At 66.7% G+C, this 24,933-nt stretch carries 26 protein-coding genes; 11 read left to right on the top strand and 15 right to left on the bottom strand.

Going from position 1 to position 24,933, the window contains the following annotated elements; genetic code table 11:
- Positions 1-42: 42 nt before the first annotated feature.
- Positions 43-318, top strand: a complete 276-nt coding sequence (locus tag QE379_RS04300; protein WP_306998179.1) for an endonuclease domain-containing protein — start codon at positions 43-45, stop codon at positions 316-318.
- 77 nt (positions 319-395) lie between these two features.
- Here the strand turns inward: QE379_RS04300 and QE379_RS04295 are convergent, their stop codons facing one another.
- Complete coding sequence (locus QE379_RS04295; protein WP_306998178.1) at positions 396-647, bottom strand: DUF2171 domain-containing protein; 252 nt, start codon at positions 645-647, stop codon at positions 396-398.
- A 56-nt stretch (positions 648-703) separates the two neighbouring features.
- Between QE379_RS04295 and QE379_RS04290 the strand changes: the two genes are divergently transcribed.
- Together QE379_RS04290 and QE379_RS04285 are read left to right on the top strand one after the other, a co-directional pair.
- Positions 704-901, top strand: coding sequence for a hypothetical protein (locus tag QE379_RS04290; protein WP_306998175.1), 198 nt, complete (start codon positions 704-706; stop codon positions 899-901).
- Between the two features lie 46 nt (positions 902-947).
- Positions 948-2,003 (top strand): ribonucleotide-diphosphate reductase subunit beta, encoded by a 1,056-nt coding sequence (locus QE379_RS04285; protein WP_306998173.1) that lies wholly within the window; start codon positions 948-950, stop codon positions 2,001-2,003.
- A 413-nt stretch (positions 2,004-2,416) separates the two neighbouring features.
- Here the strand turns inward: QE379_RS04285 and QE379_RS04280 are convergent, their stop codons facing one another.
- The 5 genes from QE379_RS04280 to QE379_RS04260 all read right to left on the bottom strand — a co-directional run bounded on the left by QE379_RS04280 (position 2,417) and on the right by QE379_RS04260 (position 5,694).
- Complete coding sequence (locus QE379_RS04280) at positions 2,417-2,716, bottom strand: HNH endonuclease (RefSeq protein ID WP_306998171.1); 300 nt, start codon at positions 2,714-2,716, stop codon at positions 2,417-2,419.
- A 127-nt stretch (positions 2,717-2,843) separates the two neighbouring features.
- Positions 2,844-3,479 (bottom strand): outer membrane protein, encoded by a 636-nt coding sequence (locus QE379_RS04275; RefSeq protein WP_306998169.1) that lies wholly within the window; start codon positions 3,477-3,479, stop codon positions 2,844-2,846.
- A 231-nt stretch (positions 3,480-3,710) separates the two neighbouring features.
- Entirely contained in the window at positions 3,711-4,037 is a 327-nt protein-coding gene (locus QE379_RS04270; protein WP_306998167.1) for an MliC family protein, read from the bottom strand.
- Entirely contained in the window at positions 4,034-4,375 is a 342-nt protein-coding gene (locus QE379_RS04265; protein WP_306998165.1) for a DNA primase, read from the bottom strand. Before QE379_RS04265 ends, QE379_RS04270 begins: the two co-directional genes overlap by 4 nt.
- A gap of 71 nt (positions 4,376-4,446) precedes the next feature.
- Positions 4,447-5,694 carry a multidrug effflux MFS transporter gene (locus QE379_RS04260; protein ID WP_306998163.1) on the bottom strand — a complete coding sequence of 416 codons (1,248 nt, stop codon included), beginning with the start codon at positions 5,692-5,694 and terminating at the stop codon, positions 4,447-4,449.
- 171 nt (positions 5,695-5,865) lie between these two features.
- On the opposite strand from QE379_RS04260, the gene QE379_RS04255 reads away from it, so the two are divergent.
- Both QE379_RS04255 and QE379_RS04250 read left to right on the top strand, forming a co-directional pair.
- A complete protein-coding gene (locus tag QE379_RS04255) occupies positions 5,866-6,363 on the top strand; it encodes a hypothetical protein (protein WP_306998161.1) in 498 nt (165 codons plus the stop codon).
- 70 nt (positions 6,364-6,433) lie between these two features.
- Positions 6,434-7,390 (top strand): isopenicillin N synthase family oxygenase, encoded by a 957-nt coding sequence (locus QE379_RS04250; RefSeq protein ID WP_306998159.1) that lies wholly within the window; start codon positions 6,434-6,436, stop codon positions 7,388-7,390.
- Between the two features lie 99 nt (positions 7,391-7,489).
- Here QE379_RS04250 and QE379_RS04245 read toward each other — a convergent pair whose 3' ends face one another.
- On the bottom strand, positions 7,490-8,779 hold the full coding sequence (locus QE379_RS04245) for a homoserine dehydrogenase (RefSeq protein WP_306998155.1): 1,290 nt from the start codon (positions 8,777-8,779) through the stop codon (positions 7,490-7,492).
- A gap of 140 nt (positions 8,780-8,919) precedes the next feature.
- On the opposite strand from QE379_RS04245, the gene QE379_RS04240 reads away from it, so the two are divergent.
- Positions 8,920-9,471 carry a 3'-5' exonuclease gene (locus QE379_RS04240; protein WP_306998153.1) on the top strand — a complete coding sequence of 184 codons (552 nt, stop codon included), beginning with the start codon at positions 8,920-8,922 and terminating at the stop codon, positions 9,469-9,471.
- A gap of 196 nt (positions 9,472-9,667) precedes the next feature.
- Here QE379_RS04240 and QE379_RS04235 read toward each other — a convergent pair whose 3' ends face one another.
- From QE379_RS04235 to QE379_RS04215, 5 genes are all read right to left on the bottom strand, one after another.
- Positions 9,668-10,102 (bottom strand): hypothetical protein, encoded by a 435-nt coding sequence (locus tag QE379_RS04235; protein WP_306998151.1) that lies wholly within the window; start codon positions 10,100-10,102, stop codon positions 9,668-9,670.
- 19 nt (positions 10,103-10,121) lie between these two features.
- On the bottom strand, positions 10,122-10,511 hold the full coding sequence (locus QE379_RS04230; protein ID WP_306998150.1) for a hypothetical protein: 390 nt from the start codon (positions 10,509-10,511) through the stop codon (positions 10,122-10,124).
- 112 nt (positions 10,512-10,623) lie between these two features.
- Positions 10,624-10,887 carry a hypothetical protein gene (locus QE379_RS04225; RefSeq protein WP_306998148.1) on the bottom strand — a complete coding sequence of 88 codons (264 nt, stop codon included), beginning with the start codon at positions 10,885-10,887 and terminating at the stop codon, positions 10,624-10,626.
- A 25-nt stretch (positions 10,888-10,912) separates the two neighbouring features.
- A complete protein-coding gene (locus QE379_RS04220; protein ID WP_306998147.1) occupies positions 10,913-11,347 on the bottom strand; it encodes a CoA-binding protein in 435 nt (144 codons plus the stop codon).
- Positions 11,348-11,441: 94 nt separating this feature from the next.
- Positions 11,442-12,392 (bottom strand): Mrp/NBP35 family ATP-binding protein, encoded by a 951-nt coding sequence (locus tag QE379_RS04215; RefSeq protein WP_306998145.1) that lies wholly within the window; start codon positions 12,390-12,392, stop codon positions 11,442-11,444.
- A gap of 71 nt (positions 12,393-12,463) precedes the next feature.
- On the opposite strand from QE379_RS04215, the gene hflK reads away from it, so the two are divergent.
- From hflK to QE379_RS04190, 5 genes are all read left to right on the top strand, one after another.
- Positions 12,464-13,591 carry a protease modulator HflK gene (gene hflK, locus QE379_RS04210; protein WP_306998143.1) on the top strand — a complete coding sequence of 376 codons (1,128 nt, stop codon included), beginning with the start codon at positions 12,464-12,466 and terminating at the stop codon, positions 13,589-13,591.
- Complete coding sequence (hflC, locus tag QE379_RS04205) at positions 13,588-14,454, top strand: protease modulator HflC (protein WP_267435437.1); 867 nt, start codon at positions 13,588-13,590, stop codon at positions 14,452-14,454. Before hflK ends, hflC begins: the two co-directional genes overlap by 4 nt.
- 108 nt (positions 14,455-14,562) lie before the next feature.
- Positions 14,563-16,092: a Do family serine endopeptidase gene (locus QE379_RS04200; protein WP_306998140.1), complete on the top strand. Its 1,530-nt coding sequence runs from the start codon at positions 14,563-14,565 to the stop codon at positions 16,090-16,092.
- 114 nt (positions 16,093-16,206) lie between these two features.
- Positions 16,207-17,817 carry a helicase HerA-like domain-containing protein gene (locus QE379_RS04195; RefSeq protein WP_306998138.1) on the top strand — a complete coding sequence of 537 codons (1,611 nt, stop codon included), beginning with the start codon at positions 16,207-16,209 and terminating at the stop codon, positions 17,815-17,817.
- 365 nt (positions 17,818-18,182) lie between these two features.
- Positions 18,183-20,162 carry an OPT family oligopeptide transporter gene (locus QE379_RS04190; RefSeq protein ID WP_306998136.1) on the top strand — a complete coding sequence of 660 codons (1,980 nt, stop codon included), beginning with the start codon at positions 18,183-18,185 and terminating at the stop codon, positions 20,160-20,162.
- On the opposite strand, the gene QE379_RS04185 is transcribed toward QE379_RS04190, so the two are convergent.
- The 3 genes from QE379_RS04185 to QE379_RS04175 all read right to left on the bottom strand — a co-directional run bounded on the left by QE379_RS04185 (position 20,137) and on the right by QE379_RS04175 (position 24,769).
- Positions 20,137-21,420 carry a glycoside hydrolase family 130 protein gene (locus QE379_RS04185; RefSeq protein ID WP_306998134.1) on the bottom strand — a complete coding sequence of 428 codons (1,284 nt, stop codon included), beginning with the start codon at positions 21,418-21,420 and terminating at the stop codon, positions 20,137-20,139. The two genes, QE379_RS04190 and QE379_RS04185, sit on opposite strands and share 26 nt — an antisense overlap.
- 61 nt (positions 21,421-21,481) lie before the next feature.
- Positions 21,482-23,761 (bottom strand): glycosyltransferase family 4 protein, encoded by a 2,280-nt coding sequence (locus tag QE379_RS04180; RefSeq protein WP_306998132.1) that lies wholly within the window; start codon positions 23,759-23,761, stop codon positions 21,482-21,484.
- Between the two features lie 252 nt (positions 23,762-24,013).
- Positions 24,014-24,769 (bottom strand): hypothetical protein, encoded by a 756-nt coding sequence (locus QE379_RS04175; protein WP_306998131.1) that lies wholly within the window; start codon positions 24,767-24,769, stop codon positions 24,014-24,016.
- Positions 24,770-24,933 lie beyond the last annotated feature (164 nt).

Raw genomic sequence — 24,933 nt, 5'->3', positions numbered from 1 at the left:
CGCCAGAATGCCGGCGAACCCGAACGCCGACTATGGCGCGCGTTGCGCGAAGCGTTGCCGTCCATGAAGTTTCGCCGACAGGTTCCCATGGGTCCGTACCACGTCGATTTCTGCTCGCACGCAGCACGACTGATCATCGAGATCGACGGCGACGAGCATGCCACGAAGCTGGAGCGCGATGCCGAGCGCACCCGCTTCCTCGAACACGAAGGCTATGACGTGATCCGCTTCGCCAATGCCGATGTGATGGACAAGCTCGACGGCGTCGTGGCGGCGATCGGCACATGGGCCGCGCACAAGCAAAAGGGCCGCCCGTGATGGACGGCCCCCTCACCCTCCCACGGCCTATGGCCGCGGGCCCCTCCCTCTCCCACAAGGGGAGAGGGATTGGGAAATCACTCCGCCTCTTCGAACTGGTCGACGGCGTTCTGTGCGGTGGCCGACAGGCGGACCTTGTCGCCCTCGATCTCGGCGACCAGGCCGATCGGCAGGTAATGATGCTTGGCGCCCTGCCCGCCTTCCGTCTGGGGGCTGTCGTTCTTGGTCAGCTTGATGCGGTCGCCATCGACATGGTCGACGGTGCCGACATGGACGCCGTCCGCACCGATGACTTCCGCATGTTCCTTGATCTGGCTGACATCGACCATCTTGAGTCTCCTGTGTTGGGTTCGGTTTCGGAACGCGCCAAGCCGGAATTGGTCGCATGACATCGGCGTTCATCATGTACGCGGTGGCGGCGGCACTGGGCGGGATCGGCGCAACGCTGCTGCTGCAACTCCGCCGCCCCCGGTCGGACCAGGGTCGCTATGCCCGGCTGATCGCGGGCACCATGTTCGCCATGGGCGGGATCATTCTCGCGGGTTTCGCGACCGCTCTGCGCTCTTGGGCGAGCAGCGGCTGAACCGGCCTTCACCCTCTTCACCTCATTCGTATCCGGAGTAACCCCGATGCCTCTTCTCCAAGCCTCCAAGCAGTATAAGCCCTTCGAATATCCCTGGGCATTCGAGTTCTGGAAGCGCCAGCAACAGCTCCACTGGCTGCCCGAAGAGGTGCCGCTGGGCGAGGACTGCCGCGACTGGGCGCAGAAGCTGACCGATCACGAGCGCAACCTGCTGACCCAGATCTTCCGCTTCTTCACCCAGGCGGACGTCGAGGTGCAGGACTGCTATCACGAGAAATATGGTCGGGTGTTCAAGCCGACCGAGATCAAGATGATGCTGACCGCCTTCTCCAACATGGAGACGGTGCATATCGCGGCGTACAGCCATCTGCTCGACACGATCGGCATGCCCGAGAGCGAATATGGCGCCTTCCTCGAATATGCCGAGATGAAGGACAAGCATGATTACATGCAGAATTTCGGCGTCGACAGCGACGAGGACATTGCCCGCACGCTGGCCATGTTCGGCGGCTTCACCGAGGGCGTTCAGTTGTTCGCCAGCTTCGCGATGCTGATGAACTTCCCGCGCTTCAACAAGATGAAGGGCATGGGCCAGATCGTCAGCTGGTCGGTGCGCGACGAGAGCCTGCACTGCGAGGGCATCATCCGCATGTTCCACGCCTTCTGCAAGGAGCGCCAGTGCCTGACCAAGGCGGTCAAGGACGACATCGCCGATGTGTGCCAGACAACGATCCGCCTGGAGGACAATTTCATCGACCTCGCCTTTGAAATGGGCCCGGTCGAGGGCATGAAGCCCAAGGAGATCAAGAAGTATATCCGCTACATCGCCGACTGGCGTCTGGGCCAGTTGGGGCTGAAGCCGATCTACATGATCGACGAGCATCCCCTGCCCTGGCTGACCCCGCTGCTCAACGGCGTGGAGCATGCCAACTTCTTCGAGACGCGGGCGACCGAATATTCCAAGGCGGCGACGCGCGGCCAGTGGAACGACGTGTGGGACGCCTTCGACACCCGCCAGAAGGCCAAGACCGCCAAGGCGGCGAACGAGGAGCCGACCGAGACCGGCGACATGTTCTCCGCCGCGGGCGTCGCGGCGGAGTGATCCGCGAGAGGGCGGGCTTCGGTCCGCCCTTTTTTGTTCGCGCGGAGGCGCGGAGACGCGGAGATTTCCGGGTTCGCGCAGAGGCCGCAGAGAAGTAGATCATGGCGGGTGCATTCCCCCGCGCCGTTCAGCCTGAGCGTAGTCGAAGGCCACGCGATGACCTCTGATAAACGCATCCCCGAGCGCGAAGCGCTTTCAAGTAACTGCTTGGGCCTCTGGCCCGAAAATGCCTTGGGGCAAGGGGATGCCCTTGGCCTTCGACTGCGCTCAGGCTGAACGGAAGGGGTGGATGCGGGTGAAGGCCAGCCGCGCGTCTGCTCCGCGCCCTCCGCGCCTCTGCGCGAACCCAAAAGCCTCCACGCCTCCGCGCGAACAAAAATCTTCGCGTCATCGCGGCTTCGCGTGAAACAAAATCACCGCGCCGCCCGCGTCGGCGCATGGAAGTCCGCCGGTTTCCCCGCAATCCACTTCAGAAACCGCACCATGTCCGGATGCGCCCGCAGCACCGCGAAGTCCGCATAAGCCCGTGCCAGTTCCGCGTTGGACAGCGTCGCATGGATCGTGCGGTGACAGATGGGATGCACCGGCACCGTCTCTCGCCCGCCCTCGCTCTTGGGCACGGGGTGGTGCCATTCCACCTTCACCCCCAAAGGCCTTTCGCACAGCGCGCAGACCGGCACCGCGAGCGCCTCGACCCGTTCCGCGGCGGCCATCAGCCCCGCCTTTCGCTTCACCCGTCCGACCATCCCCATGGATATGGGGAGCCATCGCGCACAGGAAAACGGGGCTCGGCATCGCTGCCGAACCCCGTCCCCTTAAGCCAACTGGATCCGAGAGGGATCAGAAGTGTGCGACGACACCCGCCATCGGGCGGAACGAATGCGCGTCGTCGAAGGTCGAAACTTCCATGCGGAGGCGCAGACCCGAATTGCCGGTCAGGCCGCCCAGACCGATATCCTTGGGGCCGACTTCCGCGCCGACGCCATACACGGTGCCGTGATAGTCGCGCTTCAGGTCGCCAGCGACGCCCGGCGCGAAGTTGTGGAAGTTGTTCCAGCGATAACCGACCTTGCCGTAGAACAGGCCGCTCTCACCGGCGCGGAAGCCCGCGCGGCCATAGGCGCCATACTGCCAGTCGATGTCACCCGACACGCCCTTGGCGACCGAGCCCTCGGCACCGACGAACACGGGGCCCAGCGGGATGTTGGCACCGACGATGCCCTCGACCAGCGCGCCGTCCAGGTTATAGCCCTTGGGCTGCGCGGGGATGCCGGCGACCGACTGGCGATCGAACTGCTCCCAACCACCCATGATCGCGACGTACGGCTCGATACCGAAGGCGCGGGTGCCGTCGGGAGCGGTCGCGGTGTCGGCGGCCGGTGCCGACGTGTCGCTGGTGGTGTTCATGTCCTGCGCCATGGCAGGCACGGCGACGAACGCAGCCGCCGCAGCGGCGACGAGGGAAAGCTTACGCATACGAGATACCCTTCTCTTATTCTATGTGGGGCGGCGGATCGAACCGCTCAGCCCAGGCCCGCTTAACCGGCAATTGCGCCAGGAGTTGCACGGGAAACGCGAATTTCAGTCGCCTTCCGACAAGCTGTGCCATGAAAGTCACAGTTCCTGTCACTTAGATGAACCAAATGGGGGCGGAATGGGGCGATCGCGGTTTTCCGCCATTTTTCCGCCTCTTTTGTCGCCCCCGCTTCAGCGAAACGCGGTGCAGCGCAGGGAGTCACCGGTGGGCCGTGTCAAAACAACCTCACCCCCCTTGCCGCGAAGGTCATGGCCGAAGCCCGCATAATGGATGCCGGATGCGACCGGCTGTCCGGCCATCCGCACCTCCAGATCGCCGTCGAGACGCAACAACGCGCTGTCGTCGCGGTTATCGAACCGCGCCCAGAAGCGGCTGCCATTCTCGCACTGAAAGGTGGTGGAGATCATCGGCGGCATCGCGGCGCGGGGATCGGGCATGGTCGAGCAGCCGACCAGCACGATCCCGCCCGCCGCCAGCGCCACGGGCAACCGCGTCATGGCCGAAGCGCGGCGTCGTCGGCCTCGTCGATATCGCCGTCGGCGACGGTCTCGTCCTCGAAATCCTCCTGGAGATCGTCTTCGTCGATATCCTCGGCATCCATGTCGACCGAGGCGTCGCTTTCGCCGACCTCCTCCGAATCCATGTCGATTTCGTCGATCGGTTCGTCCTCCACCGTATCGTCGCCCAGATCGGGTGCGATATCGGTCAGCAGCACGCCGTCCGTCGGGCCGTTGCGCGTCGCCTCCAGGATTTCGGCACGCTGGCTCTCGTCATAGCCTTCCTCGTCCCAGCCATCGTCGCCGGGTCCCTGGCTGGGAACCTGATGTCCGCCCATGCTCGCCTCCTCTGCTTGGTTTCAGATGAGGAACGGTGCGGTGGGCCGGGCGGTTCCCGAGCGGAGCGGGTTCAGGTGGGGCGGAACATGCGCCCGCGCTCGGTCAGGAACACCATCGCGAAGGCCACGCATCCGGCGATCAGAAAGCCCAGGATCAGCGGGCGGGTTGTCGTATCGAACGCCTGGCCGATCCCCGCGCCGATCAGCGAACCGATCGTGACGCTGGTGAAGCCCTGCACGCTGGACGCGGTTCCGGCGATCCGCCCCATATTCTCCATCGCCATGGAGGAGAAGTTGGAGGTCGCCAGACCGAAACACGCCATGGTAATCGCCTGGAGCACGGCGAAGACGATCAGCGACTCACCCCAGAATTGCGCGATGCCCAGATGGATCGCCGACACGAGGATCAGGATCGTCACCGCGCTGTGGCTGATGACCCGCGTGCCCAGCCGCATGACGATGCGCGAGTTGAGCAGGTTCGCCGCCGCCATCGTGACCGAGGTGGTGGCGAAGATCAGCGCGAGCAGCTTTTCCCGCCCGAACGTCACCGCCATGATCGGCTGGACCGAGTTGAGATAGCCATAGAGCGCCGCCATCAGCGCGGTCGCCGCCAGCGTATAGCCCAGCGACAGCCGGTCGCTCAGCGTCTCACGCCAGCCGCCCAGGATGCGCGGTAACGAGATGGGCTGCCGCGCCTCGGGCGCCAGCGTCTCGGGCATCCGGATGGAGAACCAGGCCAGCACCAGCCCCGCCAGCCCCGCGATCGTCCAGAAGATCAGCCGCCAATTGCCGAACAGCAGCACCAGTTCGCCGAAGGCAGGCGCGAGGATCGGGACGATCATGAACACCATGAAGGCGATCGACATGACCTGCGCCATGGCGCGGCCATGATAGCAGTCGCGGACCAGCGCCACCGTCGCGACCCGCGTCGCCGCGATCGCCGCGCCCGCACAGACGCGCGCGACCAGCAACAGCGTGAAGCTGCCCGCCACCGCCGCCGCGCCATTGGCGATGACATAGATGACCAGCGCGACGATCAGCACCCGCCGCCGCCCATAGCGATCGGCGAGCGGTCCGTGCACCAGTTGCGCCACGCCGAACCCGATCAGGAAGGCGGTGACGACGAACGGGCGGGCGGCGGGCGACGCATTCAGGCTCTCGCCCATGGCGGGCAGCGCCGGCAGCATCGAATCGATGCCGAGCGCGGTCAGCGCCATCAGCGCCGCGATCAGGAGGACGAATTCGACAAAGCCGATCGGCGCGCCGGGCGGCTCGGCCACGACGGACGCCGCCGGAGCAGCGGAACGGGGTTCGGACATGATGGCTGTCCCTTAGGGGGAATTGGTCCGAAGGGAAACCGGGAAAGCGGCCCGAGGCCCGGTGGCTGTCATCACACGCCCTGCGACGTTCAGCACGTCGACAGCTTGTGGACCCCACAGGGTACAACTCGCTGTATTGGATCAACAGGGCACGCAAGGGAGTTTGCCGCCATGATCACCCCGTACCGCATTACCGTGTCGCTCCCGCTTGTCGCGGCACTGGCCCTGTCGGCATGCGATCGACCGAGTCAGGGCACGTCGATCACCGTGAACAGCTCGGATGGCGAGACACTGGCCTCGGTCGATGGCAAGTCGGGCGAGGTGAAGCTGGCGCTGCCGGGCTTTCAGGGCGCGTTCAAGCTGCCCAAGGTCTCGCTGGAGGCGGATAATTTCGAGCTGAACGGCGTCCACCTCTATCCGGGATCGACGATCCGCAACGTCGATGTCGGCAATGGCCGTGACAAGGCGTTCACCATGACCTTCGACAGCCCCGCCGACCCGGCGACCGTGCGCGGCTGGTTCCAGGAGAAGATGGGCGACGCCGACTTCACGCTCACCGATCAGGGCGGCGCGCTGGTCGGCAAGACGGCGGAGGAAAAGCCCTTCCGCCTCGACCTGCGTCCGGCGGGCGGCGACCGATCGACCGGGACGATCACGCTGGGCGGATAACTCGGCCTGTTCGGACGGCTCGGGCGCGTTATAGTGATGCCAGCCTGTTAGATTTTCTGGACATATCACGATGACCGACACCCGCTCCGCCGAGGTTCCGACGCTCAGCCTCGTCGATCAGGACCGCGATCCCGAGGGCTTTGCCGCCGCGCTGGGCGGCTCGTTCGAGCGGTTCGGTTTCGCTATCGTCGCGGATCACGGCGTGCCCGCCGACCTGATCGACCGCGCCTGGGCGCAGACCAAGGCGCTGTTCGAGCTGCCCGAAGCGGAGAAGCGCGGCTATCACGTCCCCGGCGGCGGCGGCGCGCGCGGCTATACCCCGTTCAAGACCGAGATCGCCAAGGACGCCAAGGTCGTCGACCTGAAGGAATTCTGGCATGTCGGCCGCGAACTGCCCGAGGGGCATGCCTATGCCGACCGGATGCCCGCCAATATCTGGCCCGAACGCCCTGAGGGGTTCCGCGAGGATTTCATCGCGCTCTTCTCGGCGTTCGACAAGGCGGGGGACCGGCTGCTCTCCGCCATCGCGCGCCATCTGAAACTCGACCCGCACTGGTTCGACCCGGCGGTGAAGGACGGCAATTCGGTGCTGCGCCTGCTCCATTATCCGCCGATCCCGGCGGATGCGGAGGGCGTCCGGGCTGGCGCGCATGAGGATATCAACCTCATCACCCTGTTGCTCGGTGCCGAGGAGGCGGGGCTGGAACTGCTCGACCGCGATTCGGGCGAGTGGCTGGCGATCCGCCCGCCCGAGGGGGCGATGGTGGTCAATGTCGGCGACATGCTCCAGCGGCTGACCAACCATGTCCTGCCCTCGACCACCCACCGCGTGGTCAACCCGCCGGTCGAGCGGCGCGGCTTTTCGCGTTACTCGATGCCCTTCTTCCTGCACCCGGCCCCCGATTTCCTGATCGAGACGCTGCCCGGGACGGTGAGCGAGGGGCACCCGGATCGCTATCCGGAGCCGATCACCGCGCATGACTATCTGTTCGAGCGGCTGGTGGAGATCGGGTTGATCAAGAAATAGCCTTCACACCGTCATCCCGGCGCAGGCCGGGATCTCTGGCGAGGAAATGCCGTCATCGCCAAAGGCCCCAGCCTGCGCTGGGGCGACGGTTCGGGGATATCACCCCAGAATATGCATCAACAGCGGCTGCCCGACCAGGCTCTGGCTCCCGCGCAACCGCTCCAGCGCCTGGGCCACCGCGCGCTCCGGCCCTTCATGCGTCACGATCGCGATCATCACCCCACCATCGGCCGCTTCGCCGCGCTGGATCAGGCTCTCGATCGAAACCCCCGCATCGCGCATCGCGGCGGCGATCTCGGCCAGGACGCCGACCTTGTCCTGCACGGTGAAGCGCAAATAAGCCCGCCCGCGCCGCTCGCCGCTATCGGCCTTGGCGGCGGGGGTCAGTTCGTGCGCGGGCATGGCGAAGGACGCGCCATATTCGCCGCGCGCGATGTCGATCAGGTCGGCGACCACCGCGCTGGCGGTCGGGCCGTCGCCCGCCCCCGCGCCCTGGAACAGCAAGCGGCCGACGAAATTGCCCTCCGCCACCACGGCATTGGTCGATCCGGTGACATGCGCCAGCGGGTGGTCGAGCGGCACCAGATGCGGATGCACCCGCTGGAACAGGCCGTTCGCCCCCTCCTCCGCCACGCCGACCAGACGCACGCGATAGCCGAGCGACGCCGCCTGCGCGATGTCGGCGGCCAGCACATGCCGCACGCCGCCGATCGCGACGTCATCGAAGGCGGGCTGCGTCCCGAAGGCGATGGCGGCCAGGATGGACAGCTTGTGCGCCGCGTCCACCCCGTCGATGTCGAAGCTGGGGTCCGCCTCGGCATAACCCAGCGCCTGGGCCTCGGCGAGCACCTCGGCGAAGTCGCGGCCTTCCGCTTCCATCTTGGACAGGATGAAATTGCAGGTGCCGTTGAGGATGCCATAGACCCGCGCGATCGCGTTGGCCGCCGCACCTTCGCGAAGCCCCTTGATGACCGGGATGCCGCCCGCCACCGCCGCCTCGAACTTCAGCGCCGCGCTGGACGCTTCCGCCTTCCGCGCCAGTTCCAGGCCGTGATGCGCCAGCATCGCCTTGTTGGCGGTGACGAACCCGCGCCCGGCATCGAGCGCGGTCCGCGCGAGCGTCAGCGCGGGGCCGTCCGATCCGCCGATCAGTTCGACCACCACATCGGCATCGGGGTGCGAGGCGAGCGCGGCGGTATCGTCGACCCATTCGAAGCGCGACAAGTCCACGCCCCGGTCCTTGGTCCGGTCACGCGCGGACACGGCGACGATCTCGATCGGGCGACCGGCGCGCCGGGTAATCAGGTCACGGTTCGCGTCGAGCAGGCGAATGACGCCGCCCCCCACCGTGCCGAGTCCCGCCACAGCCACCCGCAATGCGTCGCCCATATCGTCTTCCTGTATCCCGAGCGTTCGTAGAGCCCCGGCGGGTAGCGGATAGAAACGGTCGCTGTCGAGCCATGGGGCGACCTTTTATTGCTCGAATGGCGATAGGGCGCTAAAGTGGCGGGATGATCTCCCCCGATTTCGTGGTCATCGACGTCGAAACCGCGTGCCAGCGTACCAGCAGCATCTGCCAGATCGGCATCGTCGGCTATGCGGCGGGCGTCGAGGTGCTGGCCTATGAAACGCTGGTCGACCCGTGCGACGAGTTCAGCCATTTCAACATCGGCATCCACGGCATCACGGCGGAGCATGTGCTGGGCAAGCCGACCTTCGCGCATCTCCATCCCGAACTGGCCGCGCATCTGGGCGGGCGGGTGACGGTGGCGCATTCGGGGTTCGACAAGGGCGCACTGGGCCGCGCGTGCGAGCGCGACGCCCTGCCCCCGATCGCCGCGCGCTGGCTGGACAGCGTGACGATCGCGCGGCGGGCCTGGCCCGAATTGCCGAACCACAAGCTCAACACGCTGGCGAGTTTCTTGGACCTGGAGCATCGCCACCATGACGCGCTGAGCGATGCGCGCGCGGCGGGGCAGGTCGTATTGCGAGCGATGGCGCAGACTGGCCTGACCCTGACCGACTGGTTCACCCCGCCGCCCTCGGCGCGGGCACGCGCGCGGCGACAGGCCGGGGCCTGACCACCCGATCCTCCCCTCCCCAACCGAGCTTGGGGAGGAATAGAGTGCTTCTCGCTCCTCCCCGGCACGGGGAGGGGGACCATGCGAAGCATGGTGGAGGGGGCGTGCGGCCAGCCATGTCCTGTGGGGAAGCCCCCCTTCCGCCAGGCCTTCGGCCTGCCACCTCCCCGTGCCGGGGAGGAATGGGGACGCGATATCAGGGTTCCAGATGCCCCTGCGGCCCCGGTCCATCGAGCGCGATGGGAACGCGGTTGCTCTTGTTGCGGGATTTGTCGACCAGCTTGCTGATCCCGATCCGCGCCTCGTTGGCGAGCAGCATCGCGGGACCCAGGATGTTCACCCCGGTCTGACATCCCCATTGGCTGGCCGCGCAGGGCGTGCCCGACGCCCGCAACGCACCGATCCCGGTCCGTTCCGGATTGGAGGGGATGGGGCCGGCCGGTATCTCACCCGGCACGTCTGGGATACGGTCGTCGGCCTGCCGCCGCCCGCAGACGATCACATCCTCCCTGGTGCCTGCCGAAGGCGGGCAGGGATCGCGCGCCAGGATCGAAAAACGCTCCGTGCCCGGGGCGACCGGCGGCGGGGCGGCCTGGCTCGCCTGAAGGGCAATCAGCAACAAGGCGATCATCGGCCGTTCCTCCTTCGCGTCATGGCGCAGGCTTGCGCAGCGTCGGCCCGCCGCCGCCACGGGGGTTCGTATCCAGCGTGACCCCGACATGACCACCGCCGACCAGAAAGGGCGACATACTCTTGACCGAATTGGAGCGCGCGAGCAGCCTGGTCCGTTCATCCATCACCCCTTCATGGCGCGGATCGCCGGGCTCCGGCGGGATTTCGAAGGGCATGCGGAAGCGATCGGCATTACGGCGACCGCAGACGGTGATGTCGGTCCCGTTAGGGTCGTAGACGCAGCGCTTCTGGACCCCGCTCGCTTCGCGCGTCTTCGCCATGATCGCCTCGACCGACGGGACCGCCGGTGGCGCTCCATCCTGAACCGGCGCCGCCATCACCAGCATCGCCATCGTCATCGCCACCATGACACCTCCCGGCATCGCGTTCGCCCGGACCATCTCGATCAGGCGCGGGGCATCATGCCCGGTTCCACGATACGCCCGTCAGCATCGTTACGCTTATGTCATTTTTAGGGCGTCAGTCGATCTGGGTGCGGAACAGCGTGCGCGGCTTGCTGCGGCAATATTTGTCGCCGACCACGGCACAGTACGTGCCGTCATTGGCGAAGGCCCGCGCCTTGGAATCGATCGGCGTGCCGTGATCCTGCGCCAGGCGATAGGGTGAAGGCTTCGCCGTGCCCGGACAGGCCCCCGTGGCGCAGGCGGGCGTCAGTCGGGGCAGGGTCATCGCATGGCCGGCATGTCCTTGCGGACCGGCCAGCATCAATAGGATCGGCACCATCGCCATTCTCCCCTTTGTTATGGTTTCAGTCCTGGCCGACCGGCTCCACACCCAGCCGGGGCAGTTCGATCGCGGGGCAGCGGTTCATCACGACCTTCAGCCCGGCGGCTTCCGCCCGCGCGGCGGCCTCCTCGTTGACGACGCCAAGCTGCATCCAGACCGCCTTGGCCCCGACCGCGATCGCCTCGTCCACGATGGGCCCGACCGCGTCGGAGCGGCGGAAGATGTCGACGATGTCGATGGGGTCGCCCAATTGGCCCAGGTCGCGGAAGACGAACTCGCCATGCACATGCTCGCCGGTGATCTGCGGGTTGACCGGGATCACGCGATATCCGTGATCCTGAAGGCGCTTCATCACGCCGTAAGAGGGCCGGTCGGGGCGATCCGAGGCGCCGACCAGCGCGATGGTACGCGCCTCCTGCAACAGAGCGCGGATATCCTCATCATCGGTGAGCGGCATGGACGGTCCCCTTGGCGGACCGCCCCTTCGGCCTGTCGGATCGACGGGGTGCGGGCGGTCTATCCCGCTCCAACGCCCCGACGATCCGCCGGTTTCATCCGCGCGAGAGCCAGTCCGCCACCGACTTCGCCAATGGTGCGAAGGTCATGTCCCCCTCCCCCGCCGCCGGCGGCTGTCCCGCATCGGACGCCATGCGAATCGCGATGGTCAGCGGCACCCGGCCCAGGAACGGAATCCCCAGCTCCGCCGCCGCCGCCTCGGCCCCGCCCGATCCGAACGGGTCGGAATATTCGCCGCAATGGGGGCAGCAATAACCCGCCATATTCTCGACCAGCCCGATGATCGGCACGCCCGCCTTGGTGAACAGGTCGATCGCCCGGCGCGCGTCGATCAGCGCCAGGTCCTGCGGGGTCGAGACGATCACCGCGCCCGCCGGGCGATGCTTCTGCACCATGGTCAGCTGCACGTCGCCGGTGCCGGGCGGCAGGTCGAGCACCAGCAATTCGGTCGCGCCCCAGTCGCCATCGACCAGCTGGCTGAGCGCCCCCGCCGCCATCGGCCCGCGCCAGGCGATCGCCTTGTCCGGCTCGACCAGCTGCCCCATCGAGAGCAACGACACGCCATAGGGCGTGGGCACGGGTTGCAGCTTGCCGTCCTGCGCGACCGGCTTCACCCCCTCGGCGGCCATCAGGCGCGGCTGCGACGGACCATAGATATCGGCATCGACCAGCCCGGTCCTGATCCCCCCCCGCGCCAGCGCGATGGCGAGATTGGCGGACAGGGTGGACTTGCCCACCCCGCCCTTGCCGCTGGCGACCGCGATGATCCGGCGCTCACGCTTCTCGGCGGTCAGGACGACGCGGACGTCCTCGGCCCCCGACTGGATCGCGGCGGCCTTCACCTCTTCCTCCAGCGCCTGTCGGCCCGCGCCGTCGAGCCCCGTGGTGTCGAGGACGACGCCCGCCCGCGCGCCCTCCATCCGCACATTCGCGCGCTTGCCCGCCACCGCGGCCACCGCCGCCTTTACCGTCTCGATGATGCTCATGGCCGCCAGATAGGATGCGATACGCGGCTTGGCACTGTTTTTGTCGGCGAACCGTTCCTATAACGATGAGCATGAGAAAGCTGACGGGCCGGTTTCAACGCCCCCCCAATCTAGCCGCCGAAACGCCGAAGGGCCCCTGGGGCGGGTCCGGCGAGGACTCCGATGGTGGCCCCCGCAACCCCTGGGCGGTGCCGCCGGGTGGCCGCAAGGCACCGGGCAAGCCCACCGCGCTGGATGAATTCATCCGCAAGGCGCGCGGCGCCGGCGGTGGTGGTCCGGGCGAAGGCCCCGGCGGCACGGGGGGCGGCTTCGGCGGCATTCCGGGCGCGCCCGGTGGCCGGACGCTCTGGGCGATCGGCGCGGCGATCCTGTTCGGCATCTGGGTGCTCTATACCTCGATCCACCCGATCGGCCCGCAGCAACGCGGCGTCGTCACCTATTTCGGCCGCTATACCGGCATATTGGAACCGGGCATCCAGTTCACGGCCCCCGCTCCCATCGCCAGCGTCCGCGTGCTGGACGTGCAGAAAATCCGTACCGAGAATTTCCCCGAAGGCTCGGACGCGAATCTGGTCCTGACCGGGGACCAGAACATCATCGACCTGACCTATTCGGTGCGTTGGGACATCGCCAATCCGCGCGACTACGCCTTCCGCCTCGCCCAGCCGCAGGAAACCGTCCGCGCCGCCGCCGAAAGCGCGATGCGCGCGGTGATCGCGGAGACGACGCTGGACCAAGCGCTGGGTTCGGGGCGTACCAATATCGAGCAGCGGGTGCAGGAGATGACCCAGGCGATCCTGAACGAGTATCGCTCGGGCGTTCGTATCCAGGGCGTGGCGATCAAGCAGGCCGCCCCGCCGCAGCAGATCGTCGACGACTTCAACAAGGTGACGGCGGCGCAGCAGCGTGCGGTTGCCGATGTGAACCAGGCCCGCTCCTATGCGCAGCAGGTGATCGCGCGCGCCCAGGGTGAGGCGGCGCAGTTCGACAAGATGTACGAGCAATATCGCCTCGCCCCCGAAGTGACCCGCCGCCGCATGTATTACGAGACCATGGAGGCCGTGCTGGCCAAGTCCGACAAGACCATCGTCGAGGCACCGGGCGTCGTCCCCTATCTGCCGCTGTCCAAAGCGCGGCCGACACCGCCGCCGCCCGAAGTCGCGACGCCCACCCCCACCACCCAGGGAGGTGGCCAGTGAACGGCCTGACCCTTCGCAACCCGATCGTGCTGGGTGTCGCCCTGCTGGTCGCGGTGATCGTCGCGGCGGCGACCTTCGCCATCGTGCCCGAAACCAAGCAGGCGGTCATCTATCGCTTCGAACAGCCGCGGCGGATCGTCAACGGCTATCGCCCAAACGAGGAACTGGGGGCGAGCGGTGCTGGACTGATCGCACGCATTCCGTTCGTCGACCGGATCGTCTGGGTCGACAAGCGCGTGCTCGATCTCGATCTGGAAAAGACCCAGGTCCTGTCGACCGACCAGCTGCGTATGAATGTCGATGCCTTCGCACGCTTCCGCGTGGTCGATCCGCGCCGGATGCTGGCGACGGCGGGCACCGTCGACGGCGTCGTCAACCAGCTTCGCCCGATCTTCGGCTCGGCGCTGCGCAACGAACTGGGCAAGCGCCGCTCGACCGAATTGCTCAGCCCGGAGCGCGGCCAGGTGATGGACGCGATCCAGGTGCGACTCGACCGAATCGCCCGGCAGTATGGCGTGCAGATCGTCGATGTCCGGATCAAGGAGGCCGAATTGCCACCGGGCACCCCGCTGGAAAGCGCGCTCGCCCGGATGCAGACCGCGCGTCAGCAGGAGGCGATCACCATCGCCGCGCAGGGGCAAAAGCAGGCGCAGATCGTCCGCGCCGACGCCGATGCGCAGGCCGCGCAAATCTATGCCCAAGCCTTTGGCAAGGATGCGGGTTTCTATGATTTCTACCGCGCCATGCAGTCCTATCGCCATACCTTCGGCGCGGACGGCAGCACGCAGGAACATGGCAACACCCAGATCATTCTGTCGCCCGAGAACAGCTATCTGAAGGAATTCACCGCGCCGGGTCGATAAGGATTTATACACCTTTCGACCTGTTCATATTCAAGCGTTGTTCAGCAAAATCGTGACATATAGGCCACGGTCAAACTGAATTTTCTTCATTGAGAGGACCTTAGCCCAGTGCGCTACGCCTACGCCATTACCAGTGCGCTCCTCCTCGGTGGTGCGACCGCGACCCTGGCCCTCCAGCCGGGCACCGCGCAGGTCGCGCAGAACGAGCCGGGCGCGATCCAGGCCGTCGCGCCCCGCGCCGGTGCGCCGATGAGCTTTGCCGACATGGTCGCCAAGCTCCAGCCCGCCGTCGTCAACATCTCCACCAAACAGTCGATCACCGTGAAGCAGCAGGCGAACCCGTTCGCCGGTACGCCGTTCGAGGGCTTTTTCGGCCAGTTCGGCGGCCAGGGCGGACCGCAGCCGCAGAAGCGCGAGGGCGCGTCGCTGGGTTCGGGCTTCCTGATCTCGCCCGACGGGTACATCGTCACCAACAACCATGTGATCGCGCCGGGCGCGGCGGGGGCGTCGGTCGATTCGATCACCGTTACGCTCAACGACCGCAAGGAATATACCGCCAAGGTCGTGGGTCGCGATGAAACCTCGGACCTCGCGGTCCTGAAGATCGACGGCAAGAACCTGCCCTTCGTTCGCTTCGGCGATTCGTCGCGGGCGCGGCCCGGCGACTGGGTGCTGGCGATCGGCCAGCCCTTCGGCCTGTCGAGCACCGTGACCGCCGGTATCGTCTCGGCCGTGCACCGCGTGACCGGCCAGGGCGGCGCGAACGACCGCTTCATCCAGACCGACGCCGCGATCAACCAGGGCAATTCGGGCGGCCCGATGTTCGACATGAACGGCAACGTCATCGGCATCAACAGCCAGATCTATTCGCAGTCGGGCGGCAATATCGGCATCGGCTTCGCCATCCCGGCGGAGGACGCCAAGCCGATCATCGACCGGCTGATGAAGGGCCAGAAGATCGAGCGCGGCTATCTGGGCGTGCAGATCGGCGGCCCGGTCAATGACGATGTCGCGGCCTCGCTGGGCGTGCCCAAGGGCCAGGGCGAGATCATCGCCAAGGTCGAGCCGGACGGTCCCGCCGCCAAGGCCGGCCTGAAGGCCTTCGACGTGGTCACCAAGGTCAACGGCCAGGCGGTGACGCCCGAGCAGACCCTGTCCTATCTGATCGCCAATGTCCCGCCGGGTGGTCGTGTCCAGCTCGACGTGTTGCGCGGTGGCAAGCCGATGTCGCTGACCGCGACCGCCGCGACCCGTCCGTCGAACGACGAACTGCGCGCGACGATGGGCGATGGTTCGGACGCCTTCCCCGACAATGACGACGACGCGCAGGCCGCCCCCACGGCGGGCGGCGGGCTGGGCCTGTCGGTGCAGGCGCTGACCCCCGCGATCGCCCGCGCGATCAACGTCGATCCGACGACTCAAGGCGTGGTGATCGCGGCGGTCGATCCGTCGAGCGATGCGGCGTCCAAGCTGAAGCGCGGTGATGTCATCACCGCGATCAACGGCACCGCCATCCGCAGCGCCGCCGACATCCAGCGGATCGTGACCGAGGCCAAGTCGGCGGGTCGTCCGCAGGTGCTGGCCCAGATCACGCGCGGTCGCATCGCGGGCGCCCTGATCCCGCTGCGCATCAAGTAACACCCGTCTTTTTCCTCCCTCACCAGGGGAAGACGGAAGAAAAGGCCGTCGCATCTCGATGATGCGGCGGCCTTTTCCTATTCCCGTCGCCCAACACCGCGATAAGATGCGGGCATGGACGGCATCTTCATCGGCATGGGCGGCGGCAAGCCGCAGACGATCGACCTCAAGCGCGCAAACCGGCACGGCCTGATCGCGGGCGCGACCGGCACCGGCAAGACGGTGACGCTCCAGACGATGGTCGAGGGTTTCTCTCGCGCCGGGGTGCCCAGCTTCGTCGCGGACGTGAAGGGCGACCTGTCCGGGCTGGGCATGGCCGGATCGGCGCTGGGCAAGACCCATGCCGCCTTCGCCGCGCGTGCCGCTGAACTGGGGCTGACTGACTGGGCCTATGAGGCCGCACCGGTGCAATATTGGGACCTGTTCGGAACGCAAGGCCATCCGGTCCGCGCCACCGTGTCAGAGATGGGGCCGCTGCTCCTCGCGCGGATGATGGGGCTGAACGAGACGCAGGAGGGGGTGCTGACCATCGCCTTCCATCTCGCGGACAAGGAAGGATTGCTGCTCCTCGACCTGGACGATCTCCAGGCGATGCTGGCCGAATGCGCCGCGCGGGCCGAGGAACTCACCACCACCTATGGCAATGTGTCCAAACAGTCGGTCGGCGCGATCCAGCGCGCGTTGCTCCAGTTGCGCACGCAAGGTGCCGTGCATTTCTTCGGCGAACCCGCGCTCGAACTGGCCGACCTGATCGCCACCGATGATTCGGGGCGCGGCGTCGTCAACATCCTGGCCGCCGACCAGTTGATGGCGAGCCCCAAGCTCTACGCCACCTTCCTCCTCTGGCTGTTGTCCGAACTGTTCGAGCAACTTCCCGAGATCGGCGACCCGGACAAGCCGAAGCTCGTCTTCTTCTTCGATGAAGCGCATCTGCTGTTCGACGATGCCGCACCCGCGCTGGTCGACACGATCGAGCGCGTCGTGCGGCTGATCCGGTCCAAGGGCGTCGGCGTCTATTTCATCACCCAGAACCCGATCGACGTGCCCGACAAGATCGCCGGGCAACTGGGCAACCGGGTGCAGCACGCCCTGCGCGCCTTCACCCCGCGCGATCAGGCGGCGGTGCGCTCGGCGGCGGAAACCTTCCGGGCCAATCCCGGCGTCGACGTGGCGAGCGCGATCACCGAGTTGAAGGTCGGCGAGGCTTTGGTCTCGCTGCTCCAGCCCGACGGTTCCCCCTCGCCGGTCGAGCGCACGATGATCGCGCCACCCCGCAGCCGGGTCGGGCCTGCGACGCCGGAGGAGCGCAAGGTCCTGGTCGAAACCGATGCGGTCGGCGCGAAATACGATCAGGCGATCGACCGCGAGTCGGCGGAGGAACTGCTCGCCGCCAAGACGCAGGAAGCCGCCGCCGCTGCGGCCGAAGCCAAGGCGGCGACCGAAGCGGACAAACAGGCGGCGCAACAAGCCAAGGCCGATGCCAGGGCGGCGAAGGACGCCGAACGCGCGCGGATCGCGAAACAGCGCGAGGCGGCGAACTCGCCCTGGGCCAAGATGGCGACCAGCGCGGCGCGATCGGCCAGTTCCTCGATCGGGCGACAGGTGGCGAACGAGATCGGCAAGCAGGTATTCGGCGGCGGCTCGCGGCGGCGGTCGAACGGCGCTGGCGGCGGGATCGTCGGCGCCGTGGTGCGGGGGGTGCTGGGGAACCTGTTCCGGGGGTAATTTCCCTCCTCCGTTCAGCCTGAGCAAAGTCCAAGGCCACGGGATTGGGTTTTTCCAAGCCATCGCGCGCGCTTGGCGAAAACCGGGATCCAAGTGCCACCAAGTTGGAAGAATGCGGTAAGATGAGCGCGTGGCTTCGGTATCCCGCCATCGATAATGCACTGCAACGGGGCCCCGGCCTTCGACGGGGTGGCGTGATGGAGGCAGACAGATCCCGTGGCCTTCGACTTCGCTCAGGCCGAACGGAGGTGGGGGAGGAAGATACCTTGCCCGTTCGCGCTGAGCGAAGTCGAAGCGCACGTTCCCCGCTCACCCGCATACGGAAACGCTAGGCGAGCGCGCCGCACTCTGCCACATCTGCGGGCATGAGCCGTACTCCGACCGCCACCACCCCGCCGATCGCCGAACTCACCCTTCGCGGGATCGCACTGGGCGGGATCATCACCCTGTTGTTCACCGCTGCCAACGTCTATCTGGGGCTCAAGGTCGGGCTGACCTTCGCCACGTCGATCCCGGCGGCGGTCATCTCGATGGCGATCCTGCGCTATCTGCCCAACAGTTCGGTGCTGGAGAACAACATCGTCCAGACCGTCGCCTCGGCGGCGGGGACGCTGGCGGCGATCATCTTCGTGCTGCCCGGCCTGGTCATGATCGGCTGGTGGCAGGGTTTCCCCTATCTGCTGACCGCCGGGATCACCGCGACCGGGGGCATATTGGGGGTGATGTTCTCGGTGCCGCTGCGCCGCGCACTGGTGGTCGACACCGACCTCCCCTATCCCGAAGGGCGCGCCGCCGCCGAGGTGTTGAAGGTCGGTGCAGGCAGCCGTGAGGGCGAGGCGGAGAGCGCGACCGGCCTGCGCCTGATCGTCGTCAACGCGCTCGCCTCGGCGGGCTTTGCGGTGCTCACCCAGACCAAGCTGGCCGTATCGGAAGCGGCGATCTTCTTCCGAACCGGCGCGGGGGCGACGGGGATTGCCGGCGGGCTGTCCTTCGCCCTGGTCGGGGTCGGGCATCTGGTCGGCCTGTCGGTCGGCCTCGCCATGCTGGTCGGGATCGCGATCGGCTGGTGGGTGGCGCTGCCCATCCTGACCGCGATGGCCCCCGTGGCGGGGCCGGTCGCCGAATGGGCGGGCGGCGTGTTCAGTCGCGACGTACGCTTCCTGGGCGCGGGCGTGATCGGCGTGGCGGCGATCTGGACGCTCCTCAAGATCATCGGGCCGGTGATCGGCGGCATCCGCTCTTCGCTCGCCGCCGCCTCGGCCAAGCGGGACGGCGCGGTGCTGGCGGTGGGCGAGCGTGACCTGCCGATCGGGATCGTCGCGGCGGTCGCGCTGGCGACGCTGGTGCCGATCGCCGGGCTGCTCTGGTCGGTGATCGCGGGTGGGCCGCTGGCGGCGTCGGGCTTCGCGTTGATCGGCGGAGCGCTGTTGTTCATCCTGCTCATCGGCCTCGTGATCGCCGCCGTCTGCGGTTACATGGCGGGGTTGATCGGCGCGTCGAACAGCCCGGTGTCCGGGATCGGCATCCTGTCCGTCCTCGCCGCCGCGCTGTTGCTGGTCGGACTGTTCGGGCGCGGCACCTCGCCCGATACGGCGCAGGCGCTGGTCGCCTATGCCCTGATCGTCACCGGCATCGTGTTCGGCGTGGCGACCATCTCCAACGACAATCTGCAGGATCTGAAGACCGGCGAACTGGTCGGCGCGACGCCGTGGAAGCAGCAGGTGGCTTTGGTCATCGGCGTCGTCTTCGGCAGCCTGGTGATCCCGCCGGTGCTCGACCTGCTCAACGCGACGCTGGGTTTCGCCGGCACGCCGGGGGCTGGCCCGAACGCCCTGTCCGCCCCGCAGGCGGCGTTGATCTCGGCGCTGGCCAAGGGGGTGCTGGGTGGCGACCTCAACTGGGGGATGATCGGCATCGGGGCGCTGGTCGGTGTCGGCGTGATCGTGGCGGACGAGGTGCTGGGCAAGCTCGGCTGGATTCGCCTGCCGCCGCTGGGCGTGGGGCTGGGTATCTATCTGCCGATGACGGCGACCCTGCCGGTCGTGCTGGGGGCGGCGATCGGCCATGTCTATGACCGCTGGGCCCGCCGCAGCGGCAATCCCGAAGCCGCCGAGCGGCTGGGCGTGCTGGCGGCGACCGGCATGATCGTGGGCGAAAGCCTGTGGGGCGTGGGCTTTGCGGGGATCGTCTACCTGACCAACTCGGACGCGCCGCTGGCGCTGGTCGGAGACGGGTTCGCGACCCCGGCGCTGGTCGGGGGGACGCTGGTGTTCCTGGGGATCGTGGCGGCGCTGTATCGCAACACGCGCCGCCAGGTGATCACATTGCCGCCAGCAACTCGCTGATCTTCACGAAGGCGAAGCCGATCGAGCTGTCCGCGATGCCGTAAGGCAGGAACAGCGAATCGCCGTGGCGGATCGCGCCGCAGGAATAGACGACATTGGGCACATAGCCTTCGCGATCCTGATCCTTGGCGGCCAGGATCGGCTGCTTCGTCCGACCGAGCACCTTGGACGGATCGTCCTTGTCGAGCAGCGCGGCGCCGATCGAATATTTGCGCATCGCGCCGACACCGTGCGTCAGCAGCAGCCAGCCCTCGTCCGTCTCGATGGGCGGGCCGCAATTGCCGATCTGCACCAGCTCCCACGGATAGACGGGGGTCAGGATCTTCGCCCCTTCGTCCCAGTGCGTCAGCGAGTCCGACTTGAGCAGGAACAGATTCTCGCCGTCCTGCCGCCCGATCATCATATACTGCCCGCCGACCTTGCGCGGGAACAGCGCCATGCCCTTGTTGCGCGCGGCCGAGCCCGTCATCGGCACCAGGTCGAACGCGCGGAAGTCGCGGGTGCGCATCAGTTCCGACTGGATGCCCGAGCCGTCATAGGCGGTGTAGGTGCCGATCCATTCCACCGCGCCGTCGTCATGCGTGAACTGGACGATGCGCATATCCTCCAGCCCCTTGGACTGGGCGCGGGTGATCGGGAAGATGACCGTGCCCGACAGGGTCGAATCGCGGTGGCGGTGGACGGTGATCGGGCCGCTCGGCGCATGTTCCTCGCCCCAGCCATGCACGTCGGTGGCGGTGGCGAAGGGCGGCTCGGGCGCGAGGCGAAGCTGGTTCTGGTCGTTGATGATGCCTTCGCGGAAGGCGACCGAGGAAATATGCCCCTCACCCACCGCGCGCATCGACATCAGGATACGCTGCGACCCCGGCTGGATGCCGGTCTGGTCGAAATGCGGCACCGCCGAGGGGTTCATCAGCGCGGCGGCGGCATAGCTGTATTCGTGGCAGAAATAGGCGCCGATCAACTGCCGCTTCTCGTCGCTGATCTTCGCCCCGTCGAGCTTCAACAGATCCTCGATCTGGTCGTAGCGGGTCATGAAGACGCGTCGCGTCTGCCAGTGCCGTGCTTCGAAATCCTTCAGCACGGTTTCCAACTGGTCGCGCGCCTCCTGCGGCGTCATCGCCAGCACTTCGCCGACCAGCCGTTCGGTCCGGCTGGGCGGTGCGCCGTTGCCGCCGCCCCATGCGATATGGAAGGGCCGCACCACGACGCGCGAAGGATCGGCATGAAGCCGCAGCCGGTGGTTGAACAGATCCATCGCGCTACCGTCTCGCCATCTTACAAAAAACGCTCATCCCATCCCCCCATGCGACAGCGCATCAGGCGATGTGACGATCGGCTCCTGCCATGGATGAGGCGGATTGGCAAAGGCTTGCGATAGCGCAATTGGCCAGTTGCAGCGCCAGGATCGATTCGGCGCCCTGGTTGCGGTTGAGCCCGGTCGGCATCAGTCCGTCGAAACAACCACCGTCACTTGCGGTGGCCAGCGGCAGGTCGAGGTCGTTCATGCCCAGGAACCAGCCATAGGCCCGCTCGCCCTCCGCGATCCACCGCGGGTCGTGGGTCGCGAGATAGGCCGAATGGCACGCCTCCACCGTCGCCTGCGCCTCCAGCGGCTGCTGATCGAATTGCAGCGGCTCTGCATAGGGACGGCCGAAACTCTCGCTGCCCACCGCGCGGAAGCGGCCCTCGGGCGAGGTCTGCTTGCCGACGATCCAGTCGAGCGTGGAAATGCCGCAATCGATCAGGTCCTGCCGCCCCAGCGCACGCCCCGCCTCGATCAGCGCCTGGGGCACGCGGGCATTGTCATAGGCGAGCACGATCTCGAACCACTGCCATTCGGGCCGCCGCGCCTCTTCGAGCAGGGCGAGGTGCAGGTCGGGCATCTTCTCCAGGATCGAGCGCGCCAACTGGTGCCCCGGTCGCGCCTCCAGCATCGCGGCGGCCCCGAGCATCGCAAAGGCCTGCGCGCGCAACGAACCCAGGTCCAGCGCCAGCGATGCGGTGGCGTCGAACCACATCTGCGCCCAATCGCGATGCTTGGGCGGTTGCGCGTCGCGCGCGGTCACGCCCAGCGCCCAAAGGGTGCGACCGTTGGAGTCCTCCGATCCCACATCCTCGCACCAGCTCCGGTCGAAGCGCATGAAGTTGCGATAGCGCCGCGCCTCCGGGTTCCAGGCATATTGCAGGAACGAGGCGTAGATGGTCGTCCACTTGTCACGCGTGACAGGATCTATATCCGGCGCCTGCGTCATGAAGATCAGCGCGCGGGCATTGTCGTCGATGCAATATCCGTGGCGACGGTCGGGCACCGAATAGATGGCGTGCTGCAACATGCCGGTCGAATCACTCATCCGCTCCACAGCGGACAGATCGGGGGCAAGTGGCTTGATCGCGCTGGACGCGCCCGACGTGCCCGTCGCGATCCGCCGCGGGCGGGTGGTGATCGCGGTGCCGATCAGCTTGATCGCGCCTTCCGCCAGACGCGGCCAGATCATCGTGCGGCCGCGCGCATAGGCGCGGCTCGACAGATGATCGCGCGCCGCCTGGTCGCTCAGCAACCGGTCGATTTCGCGGGCGAAGGCACCGACATCGCCGAAGGGCACCAGCACGCCATGCTCGTCGGCCAGGATCTCGGTCGCATGGACATAAGGGGTGGAGATCACCGCCTTGCCCACGCCGATCGCATAGGACAGCGTCCCGCTCGTGATCTGGGCGGGGTTGGAATAGGGGGTGGCGTAGATATCCGCCGCCTGAAGGTAATCGAGTAGTTCGTCATGCTCGACGAACGCATCGACGAACGCGACATTGTCCGACACGCCCCGCGCTGCGGCCAGCGCCTTCAGCCGGTCGCGATACGCCTCGCCCTCATGCGCGATCAGGTTGGGATGGGTCGCGCCCAGCACGACATAGAGCAGTTCCGGGTGATGCGCGGCGACGGCGGGCAACGCCTCGATAATCGTCTCGATCCCCTTGTTGGGCGCGAGCAGGCCGAAGGTCAGCACGACCTTGCGCCCTTCCCAGCCGAAACGCGGCTTCAGCGCCTCGGGCGACATCAGGGCGCGGTCGGGCACGCCGTGCGGGATCATCGCGATCTGTCGCGGATCCGCGCCATAGACGCGCTGGAGGATATCACGGCCCTTGTCAGCCATGACGATGATCTTGGCACAGCGACGGAGCAGCCCCTCCATCACCCGGCGCTCGTCGGCGGAAGGCTTTTCGAGAATGGTATGCAGCGTCGCGATCACCGGCAGGGTGGTGCGATCGAGCAGCGCCAACAGATGCTCGCCCGCCGCGCCACCATAGATGCCATATTCATGCTGGACCCAGATGGCCTGCGCCCCGCTGGCATCGATGCGGCGTGCCATGTCGATATAGGCGCCGCGATCGTTCTGAGGGATGGCGGCGGTCACCGCAGGGGGATAGGCATAGCGTCCGGGGTGGTCGTCCATCGCATAGACATCGACCGAGAGTTCGGGAAATCGGTCGCGAAGCGCGGAATAGACGTCGGTGGTGAAGGTGGCGAGCCCACATTGCCGGGGCAGAAAGTTTCCGATCAGCGCCAATCGTTCGATCACGGTTCCGTTCGCATCCACCATTTCGCTTGTCCTTGCAGGCGCGAGGGTTGGCGGCGACCCGCACTTCCCCTCTCGTACACGGTTAACACGCGGTCGGCACGATGGTTGCAGCGCGTGTTACATTTTCGCTGCACTGCAACTTTGGAACGGGACCGGTCGACGCCAGGGCGGGGCCGGTGGTGGAGTCGCCGGGTCTGAAATGGTCGGCACGATGCCCGATGACCCCGTATCCGGGTCCGAACAACATCGTGCCTCCACTCGGCGCTCCGGGGGTCAGTGGGGCACGCCAGAGGTTGCGGTTGCTGCGTCGGACCTATGCTCGGTCGCATCCTGGATCGCCTTGCTGGCAGTGGAGGACCTGCCGTCCGGCGTATAGCCCGGCTGATAAGTGATGGCGGCGTCCTTGCGGGCCTTTTGCAGCGTCTGTCCCATGGCGTCGGCAATCGACTTGCGCCGCAGAATCTCCGCCGCAAGCCCACGCGCCACATCGCCACTCACCGGCGTCGGCAGACGCTGGATAATGGCGTTCGCGGTATAGAATCTCTTATAGGGCAACAAGATAGGATCGACCAAAGGCTGTTTGGCGACCTGGCTCGCGATGGCCGGATCCAGAAAGGCGGTGTCGATCAGGACGTGATCGCGGGTAAAGGGTATCGCGCTCCGGCTCAGCCCATCGGCCAGCGCATCCAGCGTCCTGAACTGACCAAGCGACAATAACGCCTGGGTGCTGGCCGGTTGCGCGAAGCGGATCTGGTCGACGTAGAATTTCTGACGCTGCGCGAATTCGAAGGGATGGGCGGCGATATAGCGGTCGGTCGCCCGGACGGTCGGCGCCGCCACGGTGTCGGCAAGCTTTTTCGCCAGCATCTCGACCAGCAGCTTCTGCTCCTGACGCTCCCGCTGCGCTGCGAATTCGGGGGACTTGTCGAGGCCCATTTCCCGCGCGGACTCCGCCAGCAGGGCGCGATCGACCAGTTGTGGGAGGATCGTCTTGCGATACGCGCAGCCGGTCGACGTTCGGCGGCGCATCCGTCAGTTCGGCGTCCAGCGCCTGGGTGGTAATGCCCTGTCCGTCGACCTTGGCCACCGTCTGGCCCTCGGGCTTGGATTGGCAACCTGACAACGCCACCATCGCCAGAGCCGCGGCCTTCAAAAGCAGATGTCTCACGCGCACCGACTCCGTTCTTCCTATC

This window comes from Sphingomonas sp. SORGH_AS_0879 (assembly GCF_030819175.1).
Taxonomy (GTDB): domain Bacteria; phylum Pseudomonadota; class Alphaproteobacteria; order Sphingomonadales; family Sphingomonadaceae; genus Sphingomonas.
Note: the sequence above shows the minus strand (reverse complement) of the source record. Positions and strands in the feature narration are given on the sequence as shown.

Bases quoted from the DNA above. Each gene is read 5' to 3' on its own strand.
- QE379_RS04290 (WP_306998175.1), top strand. From the start codon at position 704: ATGACATCGGCGTTCATCATGTACGCGGTGGCGGCGGCACTGGGCGGG.
- QE379_RS04195 (WP_306998138.1), top strand. From the start codon at position 16,207: ATGGACGGCATCTTCATCGGCATGGGCGGCGGCAAGCCGCAGACGATC.
- QE379_RS04280 (WP_306998171.1), bottom strand. From the start codon at position 2,716: ATGGCCGCCGCGGAACGGGTCGAGGCGCTCGCGGTGCCGGTCTGCGCG.
- QE379_RS04185 (WP_306998134.1), bottom strand. From the start codon at position 21,420: ATGGATCTGTTCAACCACCGGCTGCGGCTTCATGCCGATCCTTCGCGC.
- hflK (WP_306998143.1), top strand. From the start codon at position 12,464: ATGAGAAAGCTGACGGGCCGGTTTCAACGCCCCCCCAATCTAGCCGCC.
- QE379_RS04295 (WP_306998178.1), bottom strand. From the start codon at position 647: ATGGTCGATGTCAGCCAGATCAAGGAACATGCGGAAGTCATCGGTGCG.
- QE379_RS04175 (WP_306998131.1), bottom strand. From the start codon at position 24,769: ATGCGCCGCCGAACGTCGACCGGCTGCGCGTATCGCAAGACGATCCTC.
- QE379_RS04190 (WP_306998136.1), top strand. From the start codon at position 18,183: ATGAGCCGTACTCCGACCGCCACCACCCCGCCGATCGCCGAACTCACC.
- QE379_RS04225 (WP_306998148.1), bottom strand. From the start codon at position 10,887: ATGGTGCCGATCCTATTGATGCTGGCCGGTCCGCAAGGACATGCCGGC.
- QE379_RS04250 (WP_306998159.1), top strand. From the start codon at position 6,434: ATGACCGACACCCGCTCCGCCGAGGTTCCGACGCTCAGCCTCGTCGAT.
- QE379_RS04265 (WP_306998165.1), bottom strand. From the start codon at position 4,375: ATGGGCGGACATCAGGTTCCCAGCCAGGGACCCGGCGACGATGGCTGG.
- QE379_RS04285 (WP_306998173.1), top strand. From the start codon at position 948: ATGCCTCTTCTCCAAGCCTCCAAGCAGTATAAGCCCTTCGAATATCCC.
- QE379_RS04270 (WP_306998167.1), bottom strand. From the start codon at position 4,037: ATGACGCGGTTGCCCGTGGCGCTGGCGGCGGGCGGGATCGTGCTGGTC.
- QE379_RS04275 (WP_306998169.1), bottom strand. From the start codon at position 3,479: ATGCGTAAGCTTTCCCTCGTCGCCGCTGCGGCGGCTGCGTTCGTCGCC.
- QE379_RS04245 (WP_306998155.1), bottom strand. From the start codon at position 8,779: ATGGGCGACGCATTGCGGGTGGCTGTGGCGGGACTCGGCACGGTGGGG.
- QE379_RS04220 (WP_306998147.1), bottom strand. From the start codon at position 11,347: ATGCCGCTCACCGATGATGAGGATATCCGCGCTCTGTTGCAGGAGGCG.
- QE379_RS04255 (WP_306998161.1), top strand. From the start codon at position 5,866: ATGATCACCCCGTACCGCATTACCGTGTCGCTCCCGCTTGTCGCGGCA.
- QE379_RS04180 (WP_306998132.1), bottom strand. From the start codon at position 23,761: ATGGTGGATGCGAACGGAACCGTGATCGAACGATTGGCGCTGATCGGA.
- QE379_RS04260 (WP_306998163.1), bottom strand. From the start codon at position 5,694: ATGTCCGAACCCCGTTCCGCTGCTCCGGCGGCGTCCGTCGTGGCCGAG.
- QE379_RS04215 (WP_306998145.1), bottom strand. From the start codon at position 12,392: ATGAGCATCATCGAGACGGTAAAGGCGGCGGTGGCCGCGGTGGCGGGC.
- QE379_RS04235 (WP_306998151.1), bottom strand. From the start codon at position 10,102: ATGATCGCCTTGTTGCTGATTGCCCTTCAGGCGAGCCAGGCCGCCCCG.
- QE379_RS04230 (WP_306998150.1), bottom strand. From the start codon at position 10,511: ATGGTGGCGATGACGATGGCGATGCTGGTGATGGCGGCGCCGGTTCAG.